This window comes from Streptomyces sp. NPDC093801 (assembly GCF_040701585.1).
Lineage (GTDB): Bacteria > Actinomycetota > Actinomycetes > Streptomycetales > Streptomycetaceae > Streptomyces.
In genome coordinates, this window is record NZ_JBFBDP010000044.1 from 24,444 (window position 1) to 46,352 (window position 21,909).

Annotated in this window: 21 protein-coding genes; 16 read left to right on the forward strand and 5 right to left on the reverse strand. The window is 72.1% G+C overall.

The window, feature by feature from the left end; all coding sequences use genetic code 11:
• Window positions 1–28: 28 nt before the first annotated feature.
• Window positions 29–610 carry a hypothetical protein gene (locus AB0469_RS35585; protein ID WP_366455669.1) on the reverse strand — a complete coding sequence of 194 codons (582 nt, stop codon included), beginning with the start codon at window positions 608–610 and terminating at the stop codon, window positions 29–31.
• 233 nt (window positions 611–843) lie between these two features.
• Window positions 844–1,047, reverse strand: coding sequence for a cold-shock protein (locus tag AB0469_RS35590; RefSeq protein ID WP_007265804.1), 204 nt, complete (start codon window positions 1,045–1,047; stop codon window positions 844–846).
• 236 nt (window positions 1,048–1,283) lie between these two features.
• Between AB0469_RS35590 and AB0469_RS35595 the strand changes: the two genes are divergently transcribed.
• The 7 genes from AB0469_RS35595 (at window position 1,284) to AB0469_RS35625 (ending at window position 8,762) form a co-directional block, all read left to right on the forward strand.
• The gene (locus AB0469_RS35595; protein ID WP_366455670.1) at window positions 1,284–2,147 is read left to right on the forward strand and encodes a menaquinone biosynthesis protein; all 864 of its coding nucleotides are present in this window, start codon (window positions 1,284–1,286) and stop codon (window positions 2,145–2,147) included.
• Between the two features lie 162 nt (window positions 2,148–2,309).
• Window positions 2,310–3,023: a hypothetical protein gene (locus AB0469_RS35600; protein WP_366455671.1), complete on the forward strand. Its 714-nt coding sequence runs from the start codon at window positions 2,310–2,312 to the stop codon at window positions 3,021–3,023.
• Window positions 3,024–3,055: 32 nt separating this feature from the next.
• Window positions 3,056–5,023 (forward strand): serine/threonine-protein kinase, encoded by a 1,968-nt coding sequence (locus tag AB0469_RS35605; RefSeq protein WP_366455672.1) that lies wholly within the window; start codon window positions 3,056–3,058, stop codon window positions 5,021–5,023.
• Between the two features lie 96 nt (window positions 5,024–5,119).
• Window positions 5,120–6,319: a cyclic dehypoxanthinyl futalosine synthase gene (gene mqnC / locus AB0469_RS35610; protein ID WP_366455673.1), complete on the forward strand. Its 1,200-nt coding sequence runs from the start codon at window positions 5,120–5,122 to the stop codon at window positions 6,317–6,319.
• A gap of 16 nt (window positions 6,320–6,335) precedes the next feature.
• Window positions 6,336–6,980 carry a hypothetical protein gene (locus tag AB0469_RS35615; protein WP_366455674.1) on the forward strand — a complete coding sequence of 215 codons (645 nt, stop codon included), beginning with the start codon at window positions 6,336–6,338 and terminating at the stop codon, window positions 6,978–6,980.
• 159 nt (window positions 6,981–7,139) lie between these two features.
• Window positions 7,140–7,835: a demethylmenaquinone methyltransferase gene (locus tag AB0469_RS35620; protein ID WP_366455675.1), complete on the forward strand. Its 696-nt coding sequence runs from the start codon at window positions 7,140–7,142 to the stop codon at window positions 7,833–7,835.
• 15 nt (window positions 7,836–7,850) lie between these two features.
• Entirely contained in the window at window positions 7,851–8,762 is a 912-nt protein-coding gene (locus AB0469_RS35625; protein WP_366455677.1) for a glutaminase, read from the forward strand.
• Between the two features lie 33 nt (window positions 8,763–8,795).
• Here AB0469_RS35625 and AB0469_RS35630 read toward each other — a convergent pair whose 3' ends face one another.
• Window positions 8,796–9,335: a GNAT family N-acetyltransferase gene (locus AB0469_RS35630; RefSeq protein ID WP_366455678.1), complete on the reverse strand. Its 540-nt coding sequence runs from the start codon at window positions 9,333–9,335 to the stop codon at window positions 8,796–8,798.
• Between the two features lie 98 nt (window positions 9,336–9,433).
• Here AB0469_RS35630 and AB0469_RS35635 point away from each other — a divergent pair, with 98 nt between their 5' ends.
• Window positions 9,434–10,726, forward strand: a complete 1,293-nt coding sequence (locus AB0469_RS35635) for a geranylgeranyl reductase family protein (RefSeq protein ID WP_042814020.1) — start codon at window positions 9,434–9,436, stop codon at window positions 10,724–10,726.
• 50 nt (window positions 10,727–10,776) lie between these two features.
• Here AB0469_RS35635 and AB0469_RS35640 read toward each other — a convergent pair whose 3' ends face one another.
• Both AB0469_RS35640 and AB0469_RS35645 read right to left on the reverse strand, forming a co-directional pair.
• The gene (locus AB0469_RS35640) at window positions 10,777–11,031 is read right to left on the reverse strand and encodes a hypothetical protein (RefSeq protein ID WP_366455679.1); all 255 of its coding nucleotides are present in this window, start codon (window positions 11,029–11,031) and stop codon (window positions 10,777–10,779) included.
• Window positions 11,032–11,202: 171 nt separating this feature from the next.
• The gene (locus AB0469_RS35645; RefSeq protein ID WP_366455680.1) at window positions 11,203–12,063 is read right to left on the reverse strand and encodes an NlpC/P60 family protein; all 861 of its coding nucleotides are present in this window, start codon (window positions 12,061–12,063) and stop codon (window positions 11,203–11,205) included.
• An 817-nt stretch (window positions 12,064–12,880) separates the two neighbouring features.
• Here AB0469_RS35645 and AB0469_RS35650 point away from each other — a divergent pair.
• Genes AB0469_RS35650 through nuoH form a run of 8 tightly spaced genes read left to right on the forward strand, consistent with a single transcriptional unit; the run spans window position 12,881 to window position 21,907 of the window.
• Window positions 12,881–13,240, forward strand: a complete 360-nt coding sequence (locus AB0469_RS35650) for an NADH-quinone oxidoreductase subunit A (protein WP_045946775.1) — start codon at window positions 12,881–12,883, stop codon at window positions 13,238–13,240.
• Window positions 13,241–13,255: 15 nt separating this feature from the next.
• On the forward strand, window positions 13,256–13,810 hold the full coding sequence (locus AB0469_RS35655) for an NADH-quinone oxidoreductase subunit B family protein (RefSeq protein WP_045946776.1): 555 nt from the start codon (window positions 13,256–13,258) through the stop codon (window positions 13,808–13,810).
• Window positions 13,807–14,538, forward strand: coding sequence for an NADH-quinone oxidoreductase subunit C (locus tag AB0469_RS35660; protein ID WP_366455681.1), 732 nt, complete (start codon window positions 13,807–13,809; stop codon window positions 14,536–14,538). The genes AB0469_RS35655 and AB0469_RS35660 overlap by 4 nt, the downstream gene beginning before the upstream one ends.
• Entirely contained in the window at window positions 14,538–15,875 is a 1,338-nt protein-coding gene (locus AB0469_RS35665) for an NADH-quinone oxidoreductase subunit D (RefSeq protein ID WP_366455682.1), read from the forward strand. The genes AB0469_RS35660 and AB0469_RS35665 overlap by 1 nt, the downstream gene beginning before the upstream one ends.
• The gene (nuoE, locus tag AB0469_RS35670; protein ID WP_366455683.1) at window positions 15,872–16,627 is read left to right on the forward strand and encodes an NADH-quinone oxidoreductase subunit NuoE; all 756 of its coding nucleotides are present in this window, start codon (window positions 15,872–15,874) and stop codon (window positions 16,625–16,627) included. Before AB0469_RS35665 ends, nuoE begins: the two co-directional genes overlap by 4 nt.
• Complete coding sequence (gene nuoF / locus AB0469_RS35675) at window positions 16,627–18,018, forward strand: NADH-quinone oxidoreductase subunit NuoF (RefSeq protein ID WP_366455684.1); 1,392 nt, start codon at window positions 16,627–16,629, stop codon at window positions 18,016–18,018. The genes nuoE and nuoF overlap by 1 nt, the downstream gene beginning before the upstream one ends.
• Window positions 18,015–20,525, forward strand: coding sequence for an NADH-quinone oxidoreductase subunit G (locus AB0469_RS35680; protein WP_366455685.1), 2,511 nt, complete (start codon window positions 18,015–18,017; stop codon window positions 20,523–20,525). The genes nuoF and AB0469_RS35680 overlap by 4 nt, the downstream gene beginning before the upstream one ends.
• Window positions 20,522–21,907 carry an NADH-quinone oxidoreductase subunit NuoH gene (gene nuoH, locus AB0469_RS35685; protein WP_366455686.1) on the forward strand — a complete coding sequence of 462 codons (1,386 nt, stop codon included), beginning with the start codon at window positions 20,522–20,524 and terminating at the stop codon, window positions 21,905–21,907. The genes AB0469_RS35680 and nuoH overlap by 4 nt, the downstream gene beginning before the upstream one ends.
• Window positions 21,908–21,909: the final 2 nt, after the last annotated feature.

Genomic DNA, 21,909 nt, shown 5'->3' on the forward strand with positions numbered 1-21,909 from the left:
CGTCGTGTACGGGGCCCCGGGGGAACCCTTATACGGGGGTGTCCTGGACGGGGGAGAAGCCGGTGCCGCAGGCGGCCGCCAGGTTCGCCGGGGTGAACGGCGTGTTCGAGGTGGTGCACCGGGCCTGGTGGATCACCCCGTCCTTGCCCAGCAGGTTGACGTACAGGTAGCCGGGGTTGCTCTCGGTGACCGAGGCGGCGGTGTCCGTGACGCACTGGGGGGCGTTGGCGAGGATCCCCAGGTTGATCCAGACGCCCGGGTTGCGGCTGTCGTTGAGGAAGGCGTGGCCGTGCCGGTCGGTCGCCACGTGGAAGATCACGCCGGGGTCGAAGTTGATGTAGTCCGGAGCGGCGGTGCTGATGTCGCGCGCGGTGGAGCACTTCTTCTTGTGCTCGTCCTGCCGCTCGTCGTGCCGGTCGTCCTCGGACCTGGCCGGCCCGGCCTGCTTGTGCTGCATGGCGGCCTTGGCGGAATGGGAGCCCTTCTTCTTGTGCTGGGGGTCGTGGTCCGCGCCCCCGCCGGCGACCGCGGACGGCGCCATGAGCGCGCCGAGGAGCACCGCCCCCGACACCGCCGAAATCCCCCGTGCGGCCCAAGCGAGCTTCGTCATCTGATCCTCCGTGAGTTCGGGCCTGGTGTTCGCGTTCGAACATCCCGGACCCGCTCCCGAAGTGCACGCAACGTGACCGGTTCATCACTCAGGGGAACCACGACTCGGCCCCGAACGGCGGTGGGGCACTGCTCCGGAGGGAAAAGGCAGGAGCCCCGCCCCTTCCGTTCGCACGGAGGGGCAGGGCTCCTTGGGTACTGCGATATCCGACCGCGATCCGGTCGGCCTGGCGACTAGGCCGGGGTGACGTTCTCCGCCTGCGGGCCCTTCGGACCCTGCGTGACGTCGAAGTTCACCTGCTGGTTCTCCTCGAGGGAGCGGAAGCCAGAGGCGTTGATCGCGGAGTAGTGGACGAAGACATCCGGGCCGCCGCCGTCCTGGGCGATGAAGCCGAAGCCCTTTTCAGCGTTGAACCACTTCACGGTTCCGGTAGCCATGAGCCCTCCTATGGGCCAAAGGGTCGCCCTGCTCCAGAACCTGCTAAGAAGTCTGAAAACTACAAAAGCCTGCGGGTTACATGCTCCGCAGGCCTCGTACTGCAAGGGAAACCAAACTGCAACTTGCGTCGAGCCTAGCACGCACCCTCGGGGCGAGACCAGAGGGAAAGATCACGTCACCCGGACGTTTGAGACCCGCTCGATCGCTGACGGAGAAGCGCGGCTAGTCTCGCGATGTGGACGTCTATCGCAGCCGGCCCCGGGTCGGCCACATCCAGTTCCTGAACTGCATGCCCCTCTACTGGGGGCTCGCGCGCACCGGCACGCTGCTGGACATGGAGCTGACCAAGGACACCCCCGAGAAGCTCAGCGAGCGCCTCGTGCAGGGGGACCTGGACATCGCGCCGATCACCCTCGTGGAGTTCCTCCGCAACGCCGACCAGCTCGTCGCCTTCCCCGACCTGGCGGTCGGCTGCGACGGCCCCGTGATGTCCTGCGTGATCGTTTCGCAGGTCCCGCTGGAACGGCTGGACGGGGCCCGGGTGGCGCTCGGCTCGACCTCGCGCACCTCCGTGCGCCTCGCCCAGCTGCTGCTCGCCGAGCAGTACGGGGTGCGGCCCGACTACTACACCTGCCCCCCTGACCTGGGGCTGATGATGCAGGAGGCCGACGCGGCGGTGCTGATCGGGGACGCCGCGCTGCGCGCCTCGCTGCACGACGCCCCCCGGCTGGGGCTGGCCGTGCACGACCTCGGCCAGATGTGGAAGGAGTGGACGGGGCTGCCGTTCGTCTTCGCCGTCTGGGCCGCCCGCAAGGACTACCTGGCCCGCGAACCCGAGATCGTCCGCGAGGCCCACGAGGCCTTCCTCGCCTCCCGGGACCTCTCCCTGGAGGAGGTCGTGAAGGTCGCCGAGCAGGCGGCCCGCTGGGAGGCCTTCGACGCCGGGCTGCTCCAGCGCTACTTCACCACCCTCGACTTCCGCTTCGGCCCGGAACAACTCGCGGGCGTCAGGGAATTCGCACGCCGTACGGGGGCGGACACGGGCTACGCGGCAGATGTGACCGTGGAGTTGCTGAAGGCGGGCGCTCCCGAACGTTGATCACCAATACCCCGGGGATCTTCCCCGGGATCTTCCGCTTCACGGCACGGGAATGTTCCGTTTGCCGGTAATTCGTTCGCCTTTCGCATTTCCGTCGCACGCGTCCGAAGAAGCGGAAGAAGATGTGCCGCGGGGAATGCGGGCGGGAGGGCGGGGAAGCGGATGGCATTCGGCAGGAACATGACCGGCGAGTCCTTTGGGCCGGTGCCCTGGGAGGAGATCACCAGGTTCACGGTCGGCAGGTCGCTGCGCGACGCGGTCCGCGCGTCCAAGCGGGGCACGGGGGCGCACGCCCTGCGCGTCCCGCGCCTGCACGGCGGCGAGGAGTACATGGTCCCGGCGGTGTACATCGTGCCGTCAGGGCCGGACGGCGCCCCGCTGCGGCAGGCGGGCTTCCGGCTGTACGAGGACGAGGGCCGCGCCCGGCTGCTGTGCGCGGTGGCCCCGGACGGCCCCGGCGGCGACCGCCACCGGGTGACCGACGCGGCCGGGCGGGAGGCCGGCACCGTCCACCGCACCCCGGCGGCCCAGCGGCTGGTCCGGCACGGCTGGTGGCTGGAGCAGCCCGGTCGCCCCGAGGTGGCCGCCGCGCGCCGCTGGGCCGAGGGGGGACCCGGGCGGATCGCCGGGCGGGGCGTCGGCAAGCTCCTCGGCAGCGTCGTCGACAACGTCCTGAGCCTGGGCGCCGAGGACACCGGGGACACCCCGCTCCACCCGGTGCTCTGGCGGGCGGGGGAGGAGACCGTGCTCTCCTTCCGGCCCTCCCAGGGCCCCCGCTGGTACACGGTCGAGCGGGACGGCTGGCTGGACAAGCGGCTGGCCTTCGCCCTCGCGGTCCTGCGGGAGGGCGAGGTGTGGGGCGCGGACCGCCGCTGACGCCCGACTCCCCCTAAGGTGCTGCTGTCCGGGTGACCACGGAGCCCGGGGGACAGGGGGACCCGATGCAGGCGCTCGAAGACGGCGAACCGCGGACGATCGGCGCGTACCGGCTGCTCGGCCGGCTCGGCGCGGGCGGCATGGGCCGGGTCTACCTGGGGCGCAGCGCGGGCGGCCGGACCGTCGCCGTGAAGGTGGTGCACCCCCACTTCGCCTCCGACGCGGAGTTCCGCACCCGCTTCCGCCGCGAGGTGGAGGCCGCCCGGCGGGTGGGCGGGGAGTGGACCGCGCCCGTGCTGGACGCCGACCCGGAGGCGGCCGTGCCGTGGGTGGCGACCGGGTACGTGGCGGGGCCCGCGCTGGACCGGGCGGTCGCCGGGCACGGGCCGCTGCCGGAGGCCTCGGTGCGGGCGGTGGGCGCGGGGCTGGCCCGGGCCCTGGTGGCGGTGCACGGGCTGGGCCTCGTCCACCGGGACGTGAAGCCCTCCAACGTGATGCTGACCCTGGACGGGCCGCGGCTGATCGACTTCGGGATCGCCCGGGCCACGGACGGCACCGCGTCGCTGACCTCCACCGGGGTGTCGATCGGCTCGCCCGGCTACATGTCCCCCGAGCAGATCCTCGGCAAGGGGGTCACGGGGGCGTCGGACGTGTTCTCGCTGGGCGCGGTCCTGGCCTTCGCGGCGACCGGCCGGCCGCCGTTCAGCGGGGACAACTCCGCGACCCTCCTCTACAAGGTGGTGCACGAGCCGCCGGAGCTGGACGCCCTCCCGGACGGCGAGCTGCGCGGGCTGATCGCGGCCTGCCTGGCGAAGGCGGCGTCCGAGCGGCCGTCGCCCGAGGCGCTGGCGGCCGTGCTGGGCGGGGCGCTGGGCGTTCCGGGGTGGCTGCCGGCGCCATTGGTGGAGGAGGCGAGCCGGGCGGCGGTGGCGCTGCTGGACCTGGACGCCGACGCCTCCGAGGGCGGGGGCGGACCGGCGGGGCCCGGCGGTTCCGCCTTCCCCGGGGCGGGCGCGGGTCCGGGAACCCGGGCCGGCTCCGGATCCGGGAACGCGGCGGGGGCCGCGGCCGGTTCGGGCGCCCGGCCAGGCCACGGGTCCGGGCCGGGGTCCGGGTCAGGGCCGGTGGCGTTCACCGGGGGGTCCTACGGAGGGTCCTACGGCGGGCCCGCCGGGGTCGGGTTCGGGACGCCGGACCCCTCGTACGGGACCCCGTCCGGGTACGCGGCGACCGCGGGCCCCTACGGCTCCGGCGCGGGCGCTCCCGGTTCGGGAGCCGGGTTCGGCGGCGGCGCGTACGGGGCGGGGCCCGGCGCCACGGGCCCCGGCTCCACGGGCGGCGGGGTGTACGGGGCGCCCACCGAGACGGCGGGGCGCGGCGGGGTCCCGGGGCCGCGGACCGTTCCGGTGGACGAGCGGCGCGGGGTCACCGTCAGCGCGGCCGGCCGCCGCTTCAGCTGCACCCTGGTGCTCGGCGCGGCGGCCGCCCTGGTGGCGCTGTCCGGAGGGCTGTACGGGATGGGGCTGCTGCCCGGTCAGGGGGACGTCCGGGACGCGGCGGTGGGCAAGCCCCCGACCGCCTCGACCCCGGATCCCGCCGCCTCCGCCCCCTCGTCCTCCGCCTCCGCGCCGAAGGGGTCCCGCAAGGACGTCCCCGAGCAGTTCATCGGCACGTGGAAGGGCAGCGTCACCACCAGCATCAAGGCCACCACCGAGTTCGAGATCACCATCAAGGCCGGCGGGATCGGCGAGGTCGTCGCCCGGGACAAGTCGGTCCTTCCGGTCCTCGGCACCGACTGCAGCGGCGACTGGAGGCTCTCCTCCGCCACCGACGGCTCCCTGGTCCTGGACAGCTCGGTCGGCTCCAATCCGGCCCCCGGCATCTGCTCCGGCGGCTCCGCCGACGAGCGCTTCACCCTCAACCCCGGCGGCACGCTGCACTACAGGTCGGGCGACAGGGGGGCCGGCAACCCCGAGGGCGACCTCGTCCGCAGCCCCTGACCGGGGGGCCCCGCCCCCTGGCGGAGCCGGTCGGGGGCCCTGGCGTAGGCTGGATCGGTCCGGACCCTTGACACACCGCCGAAAGGTGACCCACCGGTGACCGACCTGGCCGCACTCCAGTCCGTCCTCGACCGCGCCGCCGAGGGGGGCCGGATCACCAAGGAAGAGGCGCTCGACCTCTACCGGCACGCTCCCCTGCACGCCCTCGGCCAGGCCGCCGACGCGGTGCGCCGGCGCCGCTACGCGGGTACCGAGCACATCGCGACGTACATCATCGAGCGCAACATCAACTACACCAACGTGTGCGTCACGGCCTGCAAGTTCTGCGCCTTCTACGCGGCCCCGAAGGACACGAAGAAGGGCTGGACCCGCGGCCTCGACGACATCCTGCGCCGCTGCGCGGAGACCGTCGAGCTCGGCGGCACGCAGGTGATGTTCCAGGGCGGGCACCACCCGGACTTCGGCGTGGAGTACTACGAGGAGCACTTCTCCGCCATCAAGAAGGCCTTCCCGCAGCTGGTCATCCACTCCCTCGGCGCGTCCGAGGTCGAGCACATGGCCCGCATCTCCGGCGTCTCCGCCGAGGAGGCCATCCAGCGCATCCACGCCGCCGGCCTCGACTCCTTCGCGGGTGCCGGCGCCGAACTCCTGCCCGAGCGGCCGCGCAAGGCGATCGCCCCGCTGAAGGAGTCCGGCGAGCGCTGGCTGGAGATCATGGAGATCGCCCACGGGCTGGGCGTGGAGTCCACCTCCACCATGCTGATGGGCACCGGCGAGACCAACGCCGAGCGCATCGAGCACATCGCGATGATCCGCGACACGCAGGACCGCACGGGCGGCTTCCGCGCGTTCATCCCGTACACGTACCAGCCCGAGAACAACCACCTCAAGGGCCGGACGCAGGCGACCGTGTTCGAGTACCTGCGCATGATCGCGATCGCGCGGCTCTTCCTCGACAACGTCGCCCACATCCAGGGCTCCTGGCTGACCGTCGGCAAGGAGGCCGGCCAGCTCGCCCTGCACTACGGCGCCGACGACCTCGGTTCGATCATGCTGGAGGAGAACGTCGTCTCCTCCGCCGGCGCCAAGCACCGCTCGAACCGCCAGGAGATCATCGACCTGATCCGCAAGGCGGGCCGCGTCCCGGCGCAGCGCGCGACGACGTACGAGCACCTCGTCGTCCACGAGGACCCGGCGAACGACCCCGTCGACGACCGCGTCGTCTCGCACATCTCCTCGACCGCCATCGAGGGGGGCACCGCCCACCCCGAGCTGAAGCTCATCTCCGCGAACTGACGCGGACCGGTCCCCGATGCTGACGCTGCACACCGCCGACCTCCTCGTCACCGGCCCCGGCGCCGCACCGCTGGAGGCCGGCGCCGTCCTGGTGGAGGGCGACCGGATCGTCCGCACGGGCGCGTACGGGGAGCTCGGCGCGACCGCGCCGCACGCCCGCGTGCGGCGCTGGCCCGGGGTGCTGACCCCGGGGCTGCTGGCGCGCGGGGCGGACGTGCTGCTGGAGGGGACGTACTACCCGGACGACCCGTACGAGGTCACCGAGCTCGGCGCCGCCCCGGTCACCGGTGCCGCGGCGCTCGACGCCCTGAAGCTGACCGAGTCCCGCTGGGGCAACAGCGCCCGGCGCGGCACGCAGAAGCTGCTGGCGCGCGGGGTGGTGGCGGTCGCCGGGCGGTTCTCGGTCCCGGCGGTGCGCACGGCGGTGGTCCGCTCGGGCCTGGCCGTCGTCCCGCCCGCCCCCTACGAGGGCGCGCCCGCACTGGACCCGCTCACCGGGCGGGAGAGCGCCGGGCAGGCCTTCCACGGGGTGCTGGAGGCGGGGGCGGCGGCCCGGTTCGCGGTGTTCGCGGTGGCGGACGAGGCCGAGCTGCTGGAGCGCGGGGCGACCACCTGCGTGGCGACGGTCATCGGCGGCCGGCTGCTGCACCGGCGGCGGTAGGGGCTCCCGGAGGGGGCTGCCGGGCGGGGGCCGCCGCCCCGGGAGCGCCGCCGCCCCGGCCGGGTGAGGGCACCGCTCCGCTCCGGGGGCGGGCCTGAGAGGATGGCCCCGTACGAGCCGACCGACCGGCAGACACCGAGCAGCGAGGGGCCACCGCCAGTGACTAGGGCTTCCCTGGACAAGCAGCCGCACGAAGTCGCCTCCATGTTCGACGGCGTGGCGGAGAAGTACGACCTCACCAACGACGTCCTCTCCCTCGGCCAGGCCCGCCTGTGGCGCAGGGAGGCCGCGAAGGCGGTCGCCGCCCGTCCGGGCCACACGGTGCTCGACCTGGCCGCCGGTACCGCGACCTCGTCCCTCCCGTACGCCGCGACCGGCGCCTACGTCGTCCCCTGCGACTTCTCCCTGGGCATGCTCCGCGAGGGCAAGAAGCGCAACCCGTGGCTCCCGCTGACGGCGGGCGACGCGACCCGGCTCCCCTTCAAGGACGACGTCTTCGACACCGTGACGATCTCCTTCGGGCTGCGCAACGTCCAGGACACGGACGCCGCGCTGCGCGAGCTGTACCGGGTGACCAAGCCCGGCGGGCAGGTCGTCATCAGCGAGTTCTCGCAGCCGACGTGGGCGCCGTTCCGCACGGTCTACACGGAGTACCTGATGCGCGCCCTGCCGCCGGTGGCCCGCGCGGTCTCCTCGAACCCCGACGCGTACGTGTACCTCGCCGAGTCCATCCGTGCGTGGCCGGACCAGCCGGCGCTGGCCGGGCTGCTCCAGAAGGCCGGCTGGGGCGAGGTCGCCTGGCGCAACCTCAGCGGCGGCATCGTGGCCCTGCACCGCGGCGTCAAGGCCCAGTAGCGTCCGTTGGCTCCCGTGGACTACCAGCACCTCCTGGAACGCATCGCGGCGGACGTCGCCCCGCTCATCGGCAGCGGCACCCCGGCCGAGTACATCCCGGCGCTGGCGGGGGTGGACCCGCGACGGTTCGGGATGGCCGTCGCCGACCTCGACGGCAACGTCTTCGGCACCGGTGACTGGCAGGTCCCCTTCTCCACCCAGTCGATCACCAAGGTGTTCGCCCTGGCCCTCGCCCTCGCCGAGGGCGGGGACAGCCTGTGGGAGCGGGTGGGGCGGGAGCCGTCCGGCAACCCGTTCAACTCCCTGGTGCAGCTGGAGTACGAGAACGGCATCCCGCGCAACCCCTTCATCAACGCGGGCGCGCTCGTCGTCACGGACCGGCTCCAGACCCTGACGGGTGACGCGAGCAGCGAACTCCTGGACTTCCTGCGGCAGGAGAGCGGGAACCCGGACGTCGGCTTCGACCCGGAGGTCGCCGCGTCCGAACAGGAACACGGCGACCGGAACGCGGCCGTCGCGCACTTCATGGCCTCGTACGGCAACATCGACAACCCCGTGCCGGCGCTGCTCGACCACTACTTCTGGCAGTGCTCGATCGAGATGACCTGCGCGGACCTGGCCCTGGCCGGCCGCTTCCTGGCCCGCCACGGGCTGCGCGCGGACGGCTCGCGGCTGCTGACGCGCAGCGAGGCGAAGCAGGTCAACGCGGTGATGCTGACCTGCGGGACCTACGACGCGGCCGGGGAGTTCGCGTACCGGGTGGGGCTGCCGGGCAAGAGCGGGGTCGGCGGCGGCATCATCGCGGTCGTCCCCGGCCGGTGCACCCTCGCGGTGTGGAGCCCGGGCCTGGACGCGCAGGGCAACTCGGTCGCGGGCGTGGCCGCCCTGGACCGCTTCACGACCCTGACGGGCCTCAGCGTCTTCTGACCCGGCCGCCGGGCTCCCACCGGGCCGGCGGGCCTACGGTCGGCCGAGCGCGAGCGCGAGCTCGTAGCGCAGGGCGCGGCGGTCGGGCGGCGCCGGGAACTCCTCCGCCAGCGTCATGCCGAGCCGCTCCGCCACCGCCACCGAACGCACGTTGCGGGCGTCGATCACCGCGCAGACCCGCTCGACCCCGACCTCCCGCAGCCGCTCCAGCGTGGCCAGCGCGGCGGCGTACGCGTACCCCTTGCCCCACGCGGTCCGCCCCAGCCGCCACCCGATCTCGATCCGCCCCACCGGCCCCCACTCCTTGTGCGCCGGCCACGGCTGCGCGCCCGTGAAGCCGATGACCTCGCCGGCCCCGTCCAGCAGGGTCCACAGGCAGTGCCCCAGCTGGGCGTCGTGCATCCGCTGGCGGGCGGTGATCTCCTCGTACGCGGACAGCTCCGCGGGTCCGCCGAGGAACTCCATCACGTCCGCGTCGTCGAAGACGCGGTGCCAGGCCCGCGCGTCCTCGTCGATCGGTACGCGGAGCCGGACCGCCGGCAGCGGCGGCAGGGTCGTCGGGGAGGTCGTCATCGGGGCAGCCCTTCGGATCGCGATCTCTCTCGCTGCATAGACTGCGTCATGTCCTGTGCCGTTGGGCACCCCTTATCGAGCCTTCGGGAGACCCCGCAGTGACCGAGCGCACCGAGCCCCTCTCCGAACACTCCGCGGACGTGATCGTCGTCGGGGCCGGGCCCGCCGGCTCGACGACCGCCTACTACCTCGCCAAGGCGGGGCTCGACGTCCTGCTCCTGGAGAAGACGGCGTTCCCGCGCGAGAAGGTCTGCGGCGACGGTCTGACCCCGCGCGCCACCAAGCAGCTGGTGGCGATGGGCATCGACATCTCCGAAGAGGCCGGCTGGCTGCGCAACAAGGGCCTGCGCATCATCGGCGGCGGGCAGCGGCTCCAGCTGGACTGGCCGGAACTCGCCTCTTTCCCGGACTACGGACTCGTGCGCAAGCGCGACGACTTCGACGAGATCCTGGCCCGTCAGGCGCAGAAGGCGGGGGCCCGCCTGTACGAGCGCTGCAACGTCGGCGAGCCCGTCCGCGACCCGCGCACCGGCCACATCACCGGTGTGCAGGCGAAGCTCGGCGAGGAGAAGACCCCGGCCACCTTCCACGCCCCGCTCGTCATCGCGGCCGACGGCAACTCCTCGCGCCTGTCCCTCGCGATGGGCCTGCACCGGCGCGAGGACCGCCCGATGGGCGTGGCGGTGCGCACGTACTTCACCTCGCCCCGGCACGACGACGACTACCTGGAGTCCTGGCTGGAGCTGTGGGACCGGCGCGGCCCGCAGGACCGGCTGCTGCCCGGCTACGGCTGGATCTTCGGCATGGGCGACGGCACGTCCAACGTCGGCCTCGGCATCCTGAACTCCTCCTCCGCCTTCAAGGAGCTGGACTGGCGCGAGGTCCTCAAGGCCTGGTGCGCGTCCATGCCGGAGGACTGGGGCTACACCCCCGAGAACATGACGCAGCCGATCCGCGGTGCGGCCCTGCCGATGGCCTTCAACCGGCAGCCGCACTACACCAAGGGCCTGCTGCTGGTCGGTGACGCGGGCGGGCTCGTCAACCCGTTCAACGGCGAGGGCATCGCCTACGCGATGGAGTCGGGCCGGATCGCGGCGGACGTCGTCGTGCAGGCCCACGCCCGCGCCACCCCGGCGCAGCGGGAGCTGGCGCTGCACAACTACCCGAAGGTGCTGAAGGAGACCTACGGCGGCTACTACTCGCTGGGCCGCGCCTTCGTGAAGCTGATCGGCAACCCGAAGGTCATGAAGATCGCCGCGCAGCGGGGCCTGACGCACCCGGTGCTGATGCGCTTCACGCTGAAGATGCTGGCGAACCTGACGGACCCGACGGGCGGCGACGCGATGGACCGCATCATCAACGGCCTCTCGAAGGTGGCCCCGAAGGCCTGAGCCGGGCTCCAGACGCCTCCTGAGCCGCCCCCGGGTCCCCGGTGGGCGGCTCAGCCGTCCGCGGGCTCCTCGACGCCCTCCGGGGCCCCGTGGACGGCCCGGACGCAGCGCGCCAGGAGGACCAGGCCGGCCAGCAGGAGGGCGCAGGAGACGGTCCAGCCGAGGCCCAGGGTCAGGGGGGTGCCCGGTTTGCGCCAGGGGCGGGCGGTGGTCAACAGCCAGCCGCCGACCGACAGGAGGCACAGGCCGAGGGCGGCGGGGAGGGCGGTGGCGTCGCCGGACTCCTCGCACGAGGTTCCGCTCACGGGATCACCACCTCAGGGAATCGCAACGGGCGCACGGGTACGCCGTCTATCTTCGCAGGGCCCCGGAGGGTTCCGTACGGGCCGTCCGGCGGGCGGGATTCCGGGCATGCCGAAGGCCCGGCGCTCCACCCCCGAGCGGGGGAGCACCGGACCTCGCGGAGACCGGGTGGGTCAGAGGACGCGGACCGCGCCCGTCGGCATGTCGTAGCTCATCGTGCGCTCGACGATGCCCGCGCTGGGGTTCTGCGCGCCGACGAACTTGCCGCCGCCGACGTAGATGGCGACGTGGTAGGCGCTGCCCTTGGGGCCCCAGTACAGGATGTCGCCCGGCTGGAGGTTGCTGAGCGAGACCGAGGTGCCGGCCATGGACTGGTCCTGCGAGACACGGTCCAGGGTGATGCCCGCCTGGCGGTAGGCGGCCTGCACGAGGCCCGAGCAGTCGTACGCGGAGGGGCCGGTGGCGCCCATGACGTACGCCTTGCCGACCTGGGCGTAGACGAAGTTGACGATGGCCGCGGCGGAGCCGGTCGCGGAGGAGCGGCCGCTGCTGGAGCCGCCCTTGACCACGGCACCGCTGCCGTCGTCGGAGGCGGAGGCGCTGGTCAGGGAGGAGCGGCCGCCGTTGCGGGTGGCGCGCTCGGCGTCGGCCTTGCGGTCGGCCTCCTGCTTGGCCTTCTGCTCGGCGACCTTCTGGGCGTCTTCCTTCGCCTGCTTCGCCTCGGCGGCGGCACCCGTACGGGCGCTCTCCTCCTGGGCGTTCAGCTCGCCGGTGACGGCGGCCTCGACGGCGGCGACGCGGGTGTTCTCGGCGGCCGTGTTGACCGCGTTGGAGACCTCGGTGCCGAGGTCCAGGCTGAGGACCGGCATCTCCAGCGTCGTCTCGGCCACGGGCTCGGTAGACGGGGACGCGCTCGCGGTGCCGGCCATGGCCAGGGTGCTGAGGACGCCACCGGCAACTCCGGCGCGGACCGCGAGCTTCGAGGTGCTGCGGCGGGGCTTCCGGTGGCTGGGTATGTGAGCGGTGTGGGACATGGGACAACCGCTATCAGGGGTGCAGGGTCACCTTCAAGAAACGTGGTCTGCGCCACAGTTGCGGAAAACGGCGGGCAACCGGGCGCGTCGCGACTCTTATTGACGCCGTAACGGACGAATCGGACACCCCTTCACAGGGCTGTGATCATGGGGTTTCAGTAATAAGTCCGAATTGATCCACGCCTACCATCCCCCCGTACAGATGGCCAAGCCTCCTTTTTGCGGGCCCTCCCGGGTGTGTCGCAGGTCACAGTCACCCGCCGCCGTGAGGGCGCCGTGGCCGGTCCGTGATCCGACCGTGAGGTGTCCGTGCGTTCCGGGGCGCGGTGCGGGCGCCCGGGTTCGTGAACCGGTGCACATCCTCCCGGCGCCGGGAGGGCCGTCCACTTCCGTACCGCCGGGCTCCCCCGGCCGGGGGAGGCGGATTCCCTTATCACCCGGGCCGCCCTGCCGCCAATTTGCCTGTAGCGCCCATTGTTTGATAGTGCAAGGCCGCCTTCACCTGCGATGACGGGGTCGGATGTCACCTTTGGTGATCATGTGGATGCCTTGCGTATGAAGATCGCCACTCGTCGGGCTTCATGATCGTTCGTCAGGTGGTGGAGATCACAAACTCGGTGTTGTTACCCGTGTCGCAGATCACAGACCGGCAGGCATAAGATGCGCACCAGTCCGGCTTGTGAACTGCCTCACATGCGATCGCCCCCGCTCCGGCGGCCGCGGTCTCCCGGGGCGGCTCCCCCCGGCCACCGCTGGGAGGCCCCCAACGCCGGCGCAGCGGTCCAACGGTCAAGGACGACTGGAAGGAGCGAGGAGCGTGAATGCCTACGCACCCATCCTCGTGCTCGGCGCCATCGGCGCAGGGTTTGCGATCTTCTCCGTGGTCATGGCCACGCTGATCGGCCCAAAACGGTACAACCGGGCGAAGCTTGAGGCGTACGAATGCGGCATCGAGCCCACCCCGATGCCCGCCGGCGGCGGCCGCTTCCCCATCAAGTACTACCTCACGGCGATGCTCTTCATCGTCTTCGACATCGAGATCGTCTTCCTCTACCCCTGGGCCGTCACCTTCGACTCCCTGGGGATCTTCGGGCTCGTCGAGATGCTGCTCTTCGTGCTCACCGTCTTCGTCGCCTACGCATACGTCTGGCGCCGCGGCGGGCTGGAATGGGACTGAGGGGCTGAATTTTCCATGGGACTGGAAGAGAAGCTGCCGAGCGGCTTCCTGCTGACCACCGTCGAACAGGCCGCGGGCTGGGTGCGCAAGGCATCCGTCTTCCCCGCCACCTTCGGCCTCGCGTGCTGCGCCATCGAGATGATGACCACCGGCGCCGGCCGCTACGACCTCGCCCGCTTCGGCATGGAGGTCTTCCGCGGCTCCCCGCGCCAGGCCGACCTGATGATCGTCGCCGGCCGGGTCAGCCAGAAGATGGCGCCGGTGCTGCGGCAGGTGTACGACCAGATGCCCGCCCCCAAGTGGGTCATCTCCATGGGGGTCTGCGCCTCCTCGGGCGGCATGTTCAACAACTACGCGATCGTCCAGGGCGTCGACCACATCGTCCCGGTGGACATCTACCTCCCCGGCTGCCCGCCCCGCCCCGAGATGCTCATGGACGCGATCCTCAAGCTCCACCAGAAGATCCAGGGCTCCAAGCTCGGCGTGAACCGGGAAGAGGCGGCGCGCGAGGCGGAGGAGGCGGCCCTCAAGGCCCTCCCCACCATCGAGATGAAGGGGCTCCTGCGGTGAGCGACGAACCCGCCGTGGAGAACGGCAACGGCAACAACGTCCCCGCCCCCCGGGCGGCCGCCCCCGGGCCCGAGGTGATCGGCGTCCGCAAGGGCATGTTCGGCGCCAGGAACGGCGGCGACACCAGCGGCTACGGCGGCCTCGTCCGCACCGTGGCCCTGCCCGGCGCGAGCTCCCGCCCGTACGGGTCGTACTTCGACGAGGTCGCCGACGAACTCGAAGGCGCCCTGGAGGAGCAGGACCTGCTCCCGGAGAACGCGATCGAGAAGGTCGTCGTCGACCGCGGCGAGATGACCCTGCACATCGCCCGCGAGCACCTGGTGCGGGTGGCCTCGACGCTGCGCGACGACCCGGCGCTGCGCTTCGAGCTGTGCACCGGGGTCGCGGGCGTGCACTTCCCCGACGACAAGGGGCGCGAGCTGCACGCCGTCTACCACCTGCGCTCCCTCACCCACGGCCGGATCGTCCGGCTGGAGGTGTCGGTGCCCGACGGCGACCCGCACGTCCCCTCGCTCGTCACGGTCTACCCGACCAACGACTGGCACGAGCGCGAGGCCTACGACTTCTTCGGCCTGGTCTTCGACGGCCACCCGGCGCTCACGCGGATCATGATGCCGGACGACTGGCAGGGCTTCCCGCAGCGCAAGGACTACCCGCTCGGCGGCATCCCCGTCGAGTACAAGGGCGCCCAGATCCCGGCTCCCGACCAGCGGAGGTCGTACAGCTGATGTCGAACACCCCCAACGCCGCCGACCACGCGGCCTCCCGCGAGACCACCGAGGGCACCGTCTACACCGTCACCGGCGGCGACTGGGACGAGATCGTCCAGTCGGCCGCCAAGGCGGACGACGAGCGCATCGTCGTCAACATGGGCCCGCAGCACCCCTCCACCCACGGGGTGCTCCGCCTGATCCTGGAGATCGACGGCGAGACGGTCACCGAGGCCCGCTGCGGCATCGGCTACCTGCACACCGGCATCGAGAAGAACCTCGAATTCCGGAACTGGACGCAGGGCACCACCTTCGTGACGCGCATGGACTACCTGACGCCCTTCTTCAACGAGACGGCCTACTGCCTCGGCGTCGAGAAGCTCCTCGGCATCACCGACCAGATCCCGGACCGCGCCACCGTCATCCGCGTCCTGCTGATGGAGCTCAACCGGCTCTCCTCCCACCTGGTGTGCATCGCCACCGGCGGCATGGAGCTCGGCGCGACCACGATCATGATCTACGGGTTCCGGGACCGCGAGCTGATCCTCGACGTCTTCGAGCTGATCACCGGCCTGCGCATGAACCACGCCTTCGTCCGCCCCGGCGGCCTCGCCCAGGACCTGCCCCCGGGCGCGGTCGACCAGCTGCGCGAGTTCGTCAGGACGATGAAGAAGAACCTGCCGGAGTACGACAAGCTCGCCACCGGCAACCCGATCTTCAAGGCCCGCATGCAGGACGTCGGCTACCTCGACCTCGCCGGCTGCATGGCCCTCGGTGCCACAGGACCGATCCTGCGCTCGGCCGGCCTGCCGCACGACCTGCGCAAGACCGACCCCTACTGCGGGTACGACACCTACGAGTTCGACGTCCCCACCACCGAGAGCTGCGACTCCTACGGGCGGTTCCTGATCCGCCTGGAGGAGATGCGCCAGTCGCTGCGGATCGTCGAGCAGTGCCTGGACCGGCTGGAGCCGGGCCCGGTGATGGTCGCCGACAAGAAGATCGCCTGGCCGGCGCAGCTCGCGATGGGCCCCGACGGCCTCGGCAACTCCCTCGACCACATCAAGAACATCATGGGCACCTCCATGGAGGCCCTCATCCACCACTTCAAGCTGGTGACCGAGGGCTTCCGGGTCCCCGCCGGGCAGGCCTACGCGGCCGTCGAGTCCCCCAAGGGCGAACTCGGCGTCCACGTGGTCTCCGACGGCGGCACCCGCCCCTACCGGGTCCACTTCCGCGACCCGTCCTTCACCAACCTTCAGGCCATGGCGGCGATGTGCGAGGGCGGCCAGGTCGCCGACGTCATCGTCGCCGTCGCCTCCATCGACCCCGTGATGGGAGGCGTCGACCGATGACGGCCGATGCAGTGAATACGGGCGTCAGCCTCGGGATGCCGCAGCTGCCCGCCCCCGACTTCCCCGCCGAGGTGCGCGCCCGGCTGGAAGCGGACGCACAGGAGGTGATCGCCCGCTACCCCGACAGCCGCTCCGCGCTGCTGCCGCTGCTGCACCTGACGCAGTCCGAGGAGGGCCACGTCTCCCGCACCGGCATCCGCTTCTGCGCCGAGGTCCTCGGGCTGACCACCGCGGAGGTCACCGCGGTCGCCACCTTCTACACGATGTACCGGCGCGGGCCCAGCGGTGACTACCAGGTCGGCGTCTGCACGAACACCCTGTGCGCGGTGATGGGCGGCGACGCCATCTTCGACGAGCTCAAGCAGCACCTCGGGGTCGGCAACAACGAGACCACCCCCGACGGCAAGGTCACGCTGGAGCACATCGAGTGCAACGCGGCCTGCGACTACGCCCCCGTGGTGATGGTCAACTGGGAGTTCTTCGACAACCAGACCCCCGAGTCCGCCAAGGCGCTCGTGGACGACCTGCGCGCCGGACGCCCCGTCGAGCCGACCCGGGGCGCGCCGCTGTGCACGTACAAGGAGACCGCCCGGATCCTGGCGGGCTTCCCCGACGAGCGCGAGGGCGCGGTCGCGGCGAGCGGCGGAGCGGGCCCCGCGTCCCTGATCGGCCTGCGCATCGCCCGCGGCGAATCCCCGCACGCGCCGATCGTGCGCCCGCGGACCGAGACCGGCGGCGAGGGAGGGGAGTGATGTCCGTGTCGTCCAAGGAAAGTCACGGGGGTACCTCCCAGCCGGAGGCCGGGGGAGGTACGAGTCCGGAGAAGCTGCTCTCCCCCGTCCTGTCGGCGTTCTGGGACGAGCCCGAGTCGTGGACGCTGGAGACCTACCGGCGCCACGAGGGCTACGAGGGCCTGCGCAAGGCACTCGCGATGACCCCGGACGAGGTGATCGCCTACGTCAAGGACTCCGGTCTGCGCGGACGCGGCGGCGCGGGCTTCCCCACCGGGATGAAGTGGCAGTTCATCCCGCAGGGCGACGGCAAGCCGCACTACCTCGTCGTGAACGCGGACGAGTCGGAACCGGGAACCTGCAAGGACATCCCCCTCCTGTTCGCCAACCCCCACTCCCTCATCGAGGGAATGATCATCGCCTGCTACGCGATCCGCTCGGAGCACGCCTTCATCTACCTGCGCGGCGAGACCGTGCCGGTGCTGCGGCGCCTGCACGAGGCGGTGCGCGAGGCGTACGCGGCCGGATACCTCGGCCAGGACATCGACGGCAGCGGGCGCAACCTCGACATCACCGTGCACGCGGGAGCGGGCGCGTACATCTGCGGCGAGGAGACGGCACTGCTCGACTCCCTCGAAGGCCGGCGCGGTCAGCCCCGGCTGCGTCCCCCCTTCCCCGCGGTCGAGGGGCTCTACGCGTGCCCCACTGTCGTCAACAACGTCGAGTCCATCGCCTCGGTTCCCGCGATCCTCGGCAGGGGCAAGGACTGGTTCAAGGCGATGGGGACGGAGAAGTCCCCCGGCTTCACCCTCTACTCCCTCTCCGGGCACGTCGCCGGCCCCGGCCAGTACGAGGCCCCCCTCGGCATCACCCTGCGCCAGCTCCTCGACATGAGCGGCGGCATGCGCCCCGGGCACCGGCTGAAGTTCTGGACCCCCGGCGGCTCCTCCACCCCCATGTTCACCGACGAGCACCTCGACGTCCCGCTCGACTACGAGGGCGTCGGCGCCGCCGGCTCGATGCTCGGCACCAAGGCGCTCCAGTGCTTCGACGAGACGACCTGCGTGGTCCGCGCCGTCACCCGCTGGACCGAGTTCTACGCCCACGAGTCCTGCGGCAAGTGCACCCCCTGCCGCGAGGGCACGTACTGGCTGGTGCAGCTGCTGCGGGACATCGAGGCCGGCAAGGGCGTCCTGTCCGACCTCGACAAGCTGAACGACATCGCCGACAACATCAACGGCAAGTCCTTCTGCGCGCTCGGCGACGGCGCCGCCAGCCCGATCTTCTCCTCGCTGAAGTACTTCCGCGCGGAGTACGAGCAGCACATCACCGGAAAGGGCTGCCCCTTCGACCCCAGGAAGTCGACCCTCTGGGCTGACGGTCCTTCCCTGAACTCCGAGGTGAACGCATGACCGTCAGCACGAACGCCCCGGCGGGCGGCGGCGAGGCGGCGAAGCCGGTACCGGACGCCGAGAACACGGTCACCCTGACCATCGACGGCGCCGAACTGTCCGTACCCAAGGGGACCCTGGTCATCAGGGCCGCCGAACAGCTCGGCATCGAGATCCCCCGGTTCTGCGACCACCCCCTCCTCGACCCGGCCGGCGCCTGCCGCCAGTGCATCGTCGAGGTCGAGGGCCAGCGCAAGCCGATGGCCTCCTGCACCATCACCTGCACCGACGGGATGGTCGTCCGCACCCAGCTGACCTCCGAGGCCGCCGACAAGGCCCAGCGCGGGGTGATGGAGCTGCTGCTCATCAACCACCCGCTGGACTGCCCCGTCTGCGACAAGGGCGGCGAGTGCCCGCTCCAGAACCAGGCGATGTCGCACGGCAACGCCGAGTCCCGGTTCGAGGGGCGCAAGCGCACGTACGAGAAGCCCGTCGCGATCTCCACCCAGGTGCTGCTGGACCGCGAGCGGTGCGTGCTGTGCGCGCGCTGCACCCGCTTCTCCAACCAGGTCGCCGGCGACCCGATGATCGAGCTGCTCGAGCGCGGCGCGCTCCAGCAGGTCGGCACCGGCGAGGGCGACCCGTTCGAGTCGTACTTCTCCGGCAACACCATCCAGATCTGCCCCGTCGGCGCCCTCACCTCGGCCGCCTACCGGTTCCGCTCCCGCCCCTTCGACCTCGTCTCCTCCCCGAGCGTGTGCGAGCACTGCGCGGGCGGCTGCGCGACCCGTACGGACCACCGGCGCGGGAAGGTGATGCGCCGCCTCGCCGCCGAGGACCCCGAGGTCAACGAGGAGTGGATCTGCGACAAGGGCCGCTTCGCGTTCCGGTACGCGCAGCGCCCGGACCGGCTGACCACCCCGCTCGTGCGCGGGGCGGACGGGGTCCTCGCCCCCGCGAGCTGGCCCGAGGCCCTGGAGGCCGCGGCCGCCGGGCTCACCGCCGCGCGCGGCCGCGCCGGGGTCCTGACCGGCGGCCGGCTGACCGTCGAGGACGCCTACGCCTACGCCAAGTTCGCCCGGGTGGTGCTCGACACCAACGACATCGACTTCCGGGCCCGCGTCCACAGCGCGGAGGAGACCGAGTTCCTGGCCGCCTCCGTCGCGGGGACCGGCAAGGACCTCGACGGCACGGGCGTCACCTACGCCTCCCTGGAAGCGGCCCCGGCCGTGCTGCTGGCGGGCATCGAGGCCGAGGAGGAGGCCCCCGGGGTCTTCCTGCGGCTGCGCAAGGCCCACCGCAAGCGCGGCCAGAAGACGTACGCGCTGGCGCCCTTCGCCACACGGGGCCTCACCAAGGCCGGCGGCACCCTGCTGGCCGCCGCCCCCGGCACCGAACCCGAATGGCTGGACGCCCTGGCCACCCGCACCGGCCTGGAGGCCGGCGGCGCCGAGGCCGCCGAGGCACTGCGCCGGCCCGGCGCGGTCCTCGTCGTCGGCGAGCGGCTCGCCGGGGTGCCCGGCGCGCTGACCGCCGCCGTACGGGCGGCCACCGCGACCGGGGCCCGGCTGGTGTGGATCCCGCGCCGGGCCGGGGAGCGGGCCGCGGTCGAGGCGGGCGCCCTGCCGTCGCTGCTCCCCGGCGGCCGCCCCGCCACCGACCCGCGGGCCCGCGACGAGGTCGCCGCCGCCTGGGGGCTGGACGCGCTGCCGCACCGCTACGGCCGCGACACCGGCCAGATCGTCGAGGCCGCCGCGACCCGCGAGCTGTCCGCGCTGCTGGTCGCGGGCGTCGAGGTCGGCGACCTGCCCGACCCGCGGCGGGCCCGCACCGCGCTGGAGGAGGCCTTCGTGGTCTCCCTGGAGCTGCGGCCCGGCGAGGTCACCGACCACGCGGACGTGGTCCTGCCGGTCGCCGCCGTCGCGGAGAAGGCGGGCACGTTCATCAACTGGGAGGGCCGGGTCCGGCCGTTCGAGGCCGCCCTCAAGCCCGACCAGATGACCCGCCGGCTCGCCCCGGCCGACGCCCGCGTGCTGCACATGCTGGCCGACGCCGCCGACCGGCCGATCGCGCTGCCCGACGTGCACGCCGTCCGGCGGGAGCTGGAGCGGCTCGGCCCCTGGGAGGGCGACCTGGCCCCCGAGCGGTCCACCGACCCGGTGCCGCTGCCCCGGCCCGGCGCGGGCGAGGCCCTCCTCGCCGGGCACCGCCTGCTGCTGGACCTCGGCCGGCTCCAGGAGGGCGACGAGGCCCTGGCCGGGACCCGGCACGAGGCCGCGGCCCGCCTCTCGGCCTCCACGGCCGCCGAGACCGGCGTCAAGGACGGCGACCTCCTCGCCGTCACCGGCCCGGCCGGCTCGGTGGAACTCCCGCTGCGGATCACCGAGATGCCCGACCGTGTCGTGTGGCTCCCCCTGAACTCCACCGGCGCCGGCGTCCCCGCCGACACCGGCGCACTGCCCGGCACCCTCGTCCGCATCGGACCGGCGCCGGCCCCGGCCGCCCCCGCCAAGGAGGTGCGAGCATGACCGGCCTCGCCCACATCGCGGCGCACCAGCCGCACGTCCTCGCCGCCGAGGACCTGAGCCTGTTCGGCAAGGACGTCTGGTGGCTCGTCCTGCTGAAGGCGGTGTTCTGCTTCGCCTTCCTGATGGTGACCGTGCTGTTCTCCATCGTGTGGGAGCGCAAGGTCGTCGCCTGGATGCAGCTGCGCATCGGCCCCAACCGGCACGGCCCCTGGGGCATGCTCCAGTCGCTCGCCGACGGCGTGAAGCTGATGCTGAAGGAGGACGTGGTCGTCAAGCGGGCCGACAAGGTGGTCTACGTCCTGGCGCCGATCATCGCGGCGATCCCGGCGTTCATGGCCATCGCGGTGATCCCGTTCGGACCGGCCGACGACGAGGTCTCCATCTTCGGCCAGCGCACCACGATGCAGCTGACCGACCTGCCCATCGCGATGCTGTACGTCCTGGCCGTGGCCTCCGTCGGCATCTACGGCATCGTCCTGGCGGGCTGGTCCTCCGGTTCCACCTACCCGCTGCTCGGCGGCCTGCGCTCCTGCGCGCAGATGATCTCCTACGAGATCGCGATGGGCGCGGCCTTCGCCTCCGTCTTCCTCTACTCCGGGTCGATGTCGACCTCGGCCATCGTGGAGGCGCAGGCGGACCGCTGGTACGTCCTGCTGCTGCCGGTGTCCTTCATCATCTACGTGATCACGATGGTCGGCGAGACCAACCGCGCCCCCTTCGACATGCCGGAGTCCGAGGGCGACCTGGTCGGCGGCTTCAACACCGAGTACTCCTCCATCAAGTTCGCGCTGTTCATGCTGGCCGAGTACGTCAACATGGTCACCGTCTCGGCCGTCTCCGTCACCCTCTTCCTGGGCGGCTGGCGGGCCCCGGCGCCGATCTCCACGTACTGGGAGGGCGCGAACCACGGCTGGTGGCCGATGCTCTGGTTCGTCATCAAGGTGCAGCTGCTGCTGTTCTTCTTCATCTGGCTGCGCGGCACGCTGCCGCGCGTGCGCTACGACCAGCTGATGAAGCTCGGCTGGAAGGTGCTGATCCCGGTCTCCGTGGTCTGGCTGATGCTGGTCGCCACCGTCCGGGCGCTGCGCAACGAGCGCTACGACTTCTCGGAGATCGTGCTCTACGTCGGCGGGGCCGTGGTGGCGATCCTGCTGCTGACCTCCGTCGCCGACCACTTCCGCGACAAGCGGGAGAAGACGGCGGCGGAACGGGCCGGGAAGGCCGCGGCCGCCGAGCCCTTCGACCCGATGGCGGGCGGGTTCCCCGTACCGCCCAAGCCCGGCCAGCACCTGGCACCCGTACCGCGCAGGCGGCCCCGCGGAGAGCGGGAGCTGATCGCCAGCGGCGGGACGCACACCGACAGTGACCGAGAGGAGGGTTGAGA

Excerpts from the sequence above, each read along its gene's own strand:
- AB0469_RS35645 (WP_366455680.1), bottom strand. The coding sequence starts at position 12,063 with ATGTCCCACACCGCTCACATACCCAGCCACCGGAAGCCCCGCCGCAGC.
- AB0469_RS35585 (WP_366455669.1), bottom strand. The coding sequence starts at position 610 with ATGACGAAGCTCGCTTGGGCCGCACGGGGGATTTCGGCGGTGTCGGGG.
- AB0469_RS35615 (WP_366455674.1), top strand. The coding sequence starts at position 6,336 with ATGCTGACGCTGCACACCGCCGACCTCCTCGTCACCGGCCCCGGCGCC.
- nuoE (WP_366455683.1), top strand. The coding sequence starts at position 15,872 with ATGACGGCCGATGCAGTGAATACGGGCGTCAGCCTCGGGATGCCGCAG.
- AB0469_RS35665 (WP_366455682.1), top strand. The coding sequence starts at position 14,538 with ATGTCGAACACCCCCAACGCCGCCGACCACGCGGCCTCCCGCGAGACC.
- AB0469_RS35630 (WP_366455678.1), bottom strand. The coding sequence starts at position 9,335 with ATGACGACCTCCCCGACGACCCTGCCGCCGCTGCCGGCGGTCCGGCTC.
- nuoF (WP_366455684.1), top strand. The coding sequence starts at position 16,627 with ATGTCCGTGTCGTCCAAGGAAAGTCACGGGGGTACCTCCCAGCCGGAG.
- AB0469_RS35655 (WP_045946776.1), top strand. The coding sequence starts at position 13,256 with ATGGGACTGGAAGAGAAGCTGCCGAGCGGCTTCCTGCTGACCACCGTC.
- AB0469_RS35600 (WP_366455671.1), top strand. The coding sequence starts at position 2,310 with ATGGCATTCGGCAGGAACATGACCGGCGAGTCCTTTGGGCCGGTGCCC.
- AB0469_RS35680 (WP_366455685.1), top strand. The coding sequence starts at position 18,015 with ATGACCGTCAGCACGAACGCCCCGGCGGGCGGCGGCGAGGCGGCGAAG.
- AB0469_RS35590 (WP_007265804.1), bottom strand. The coding sequence starts at position 1,047 with ATGGCTACCGGAACCGTGAAGTGGTTCAACGCTGAAAAGGGCTTCGGC.
- nuoH (WP_366455686.1), top strand. The coding sequence starts at position 20,522 with ATGACCGGCCTCGCCCACATCGCGGCGCACCAGCCGCACGTCCTCGCC.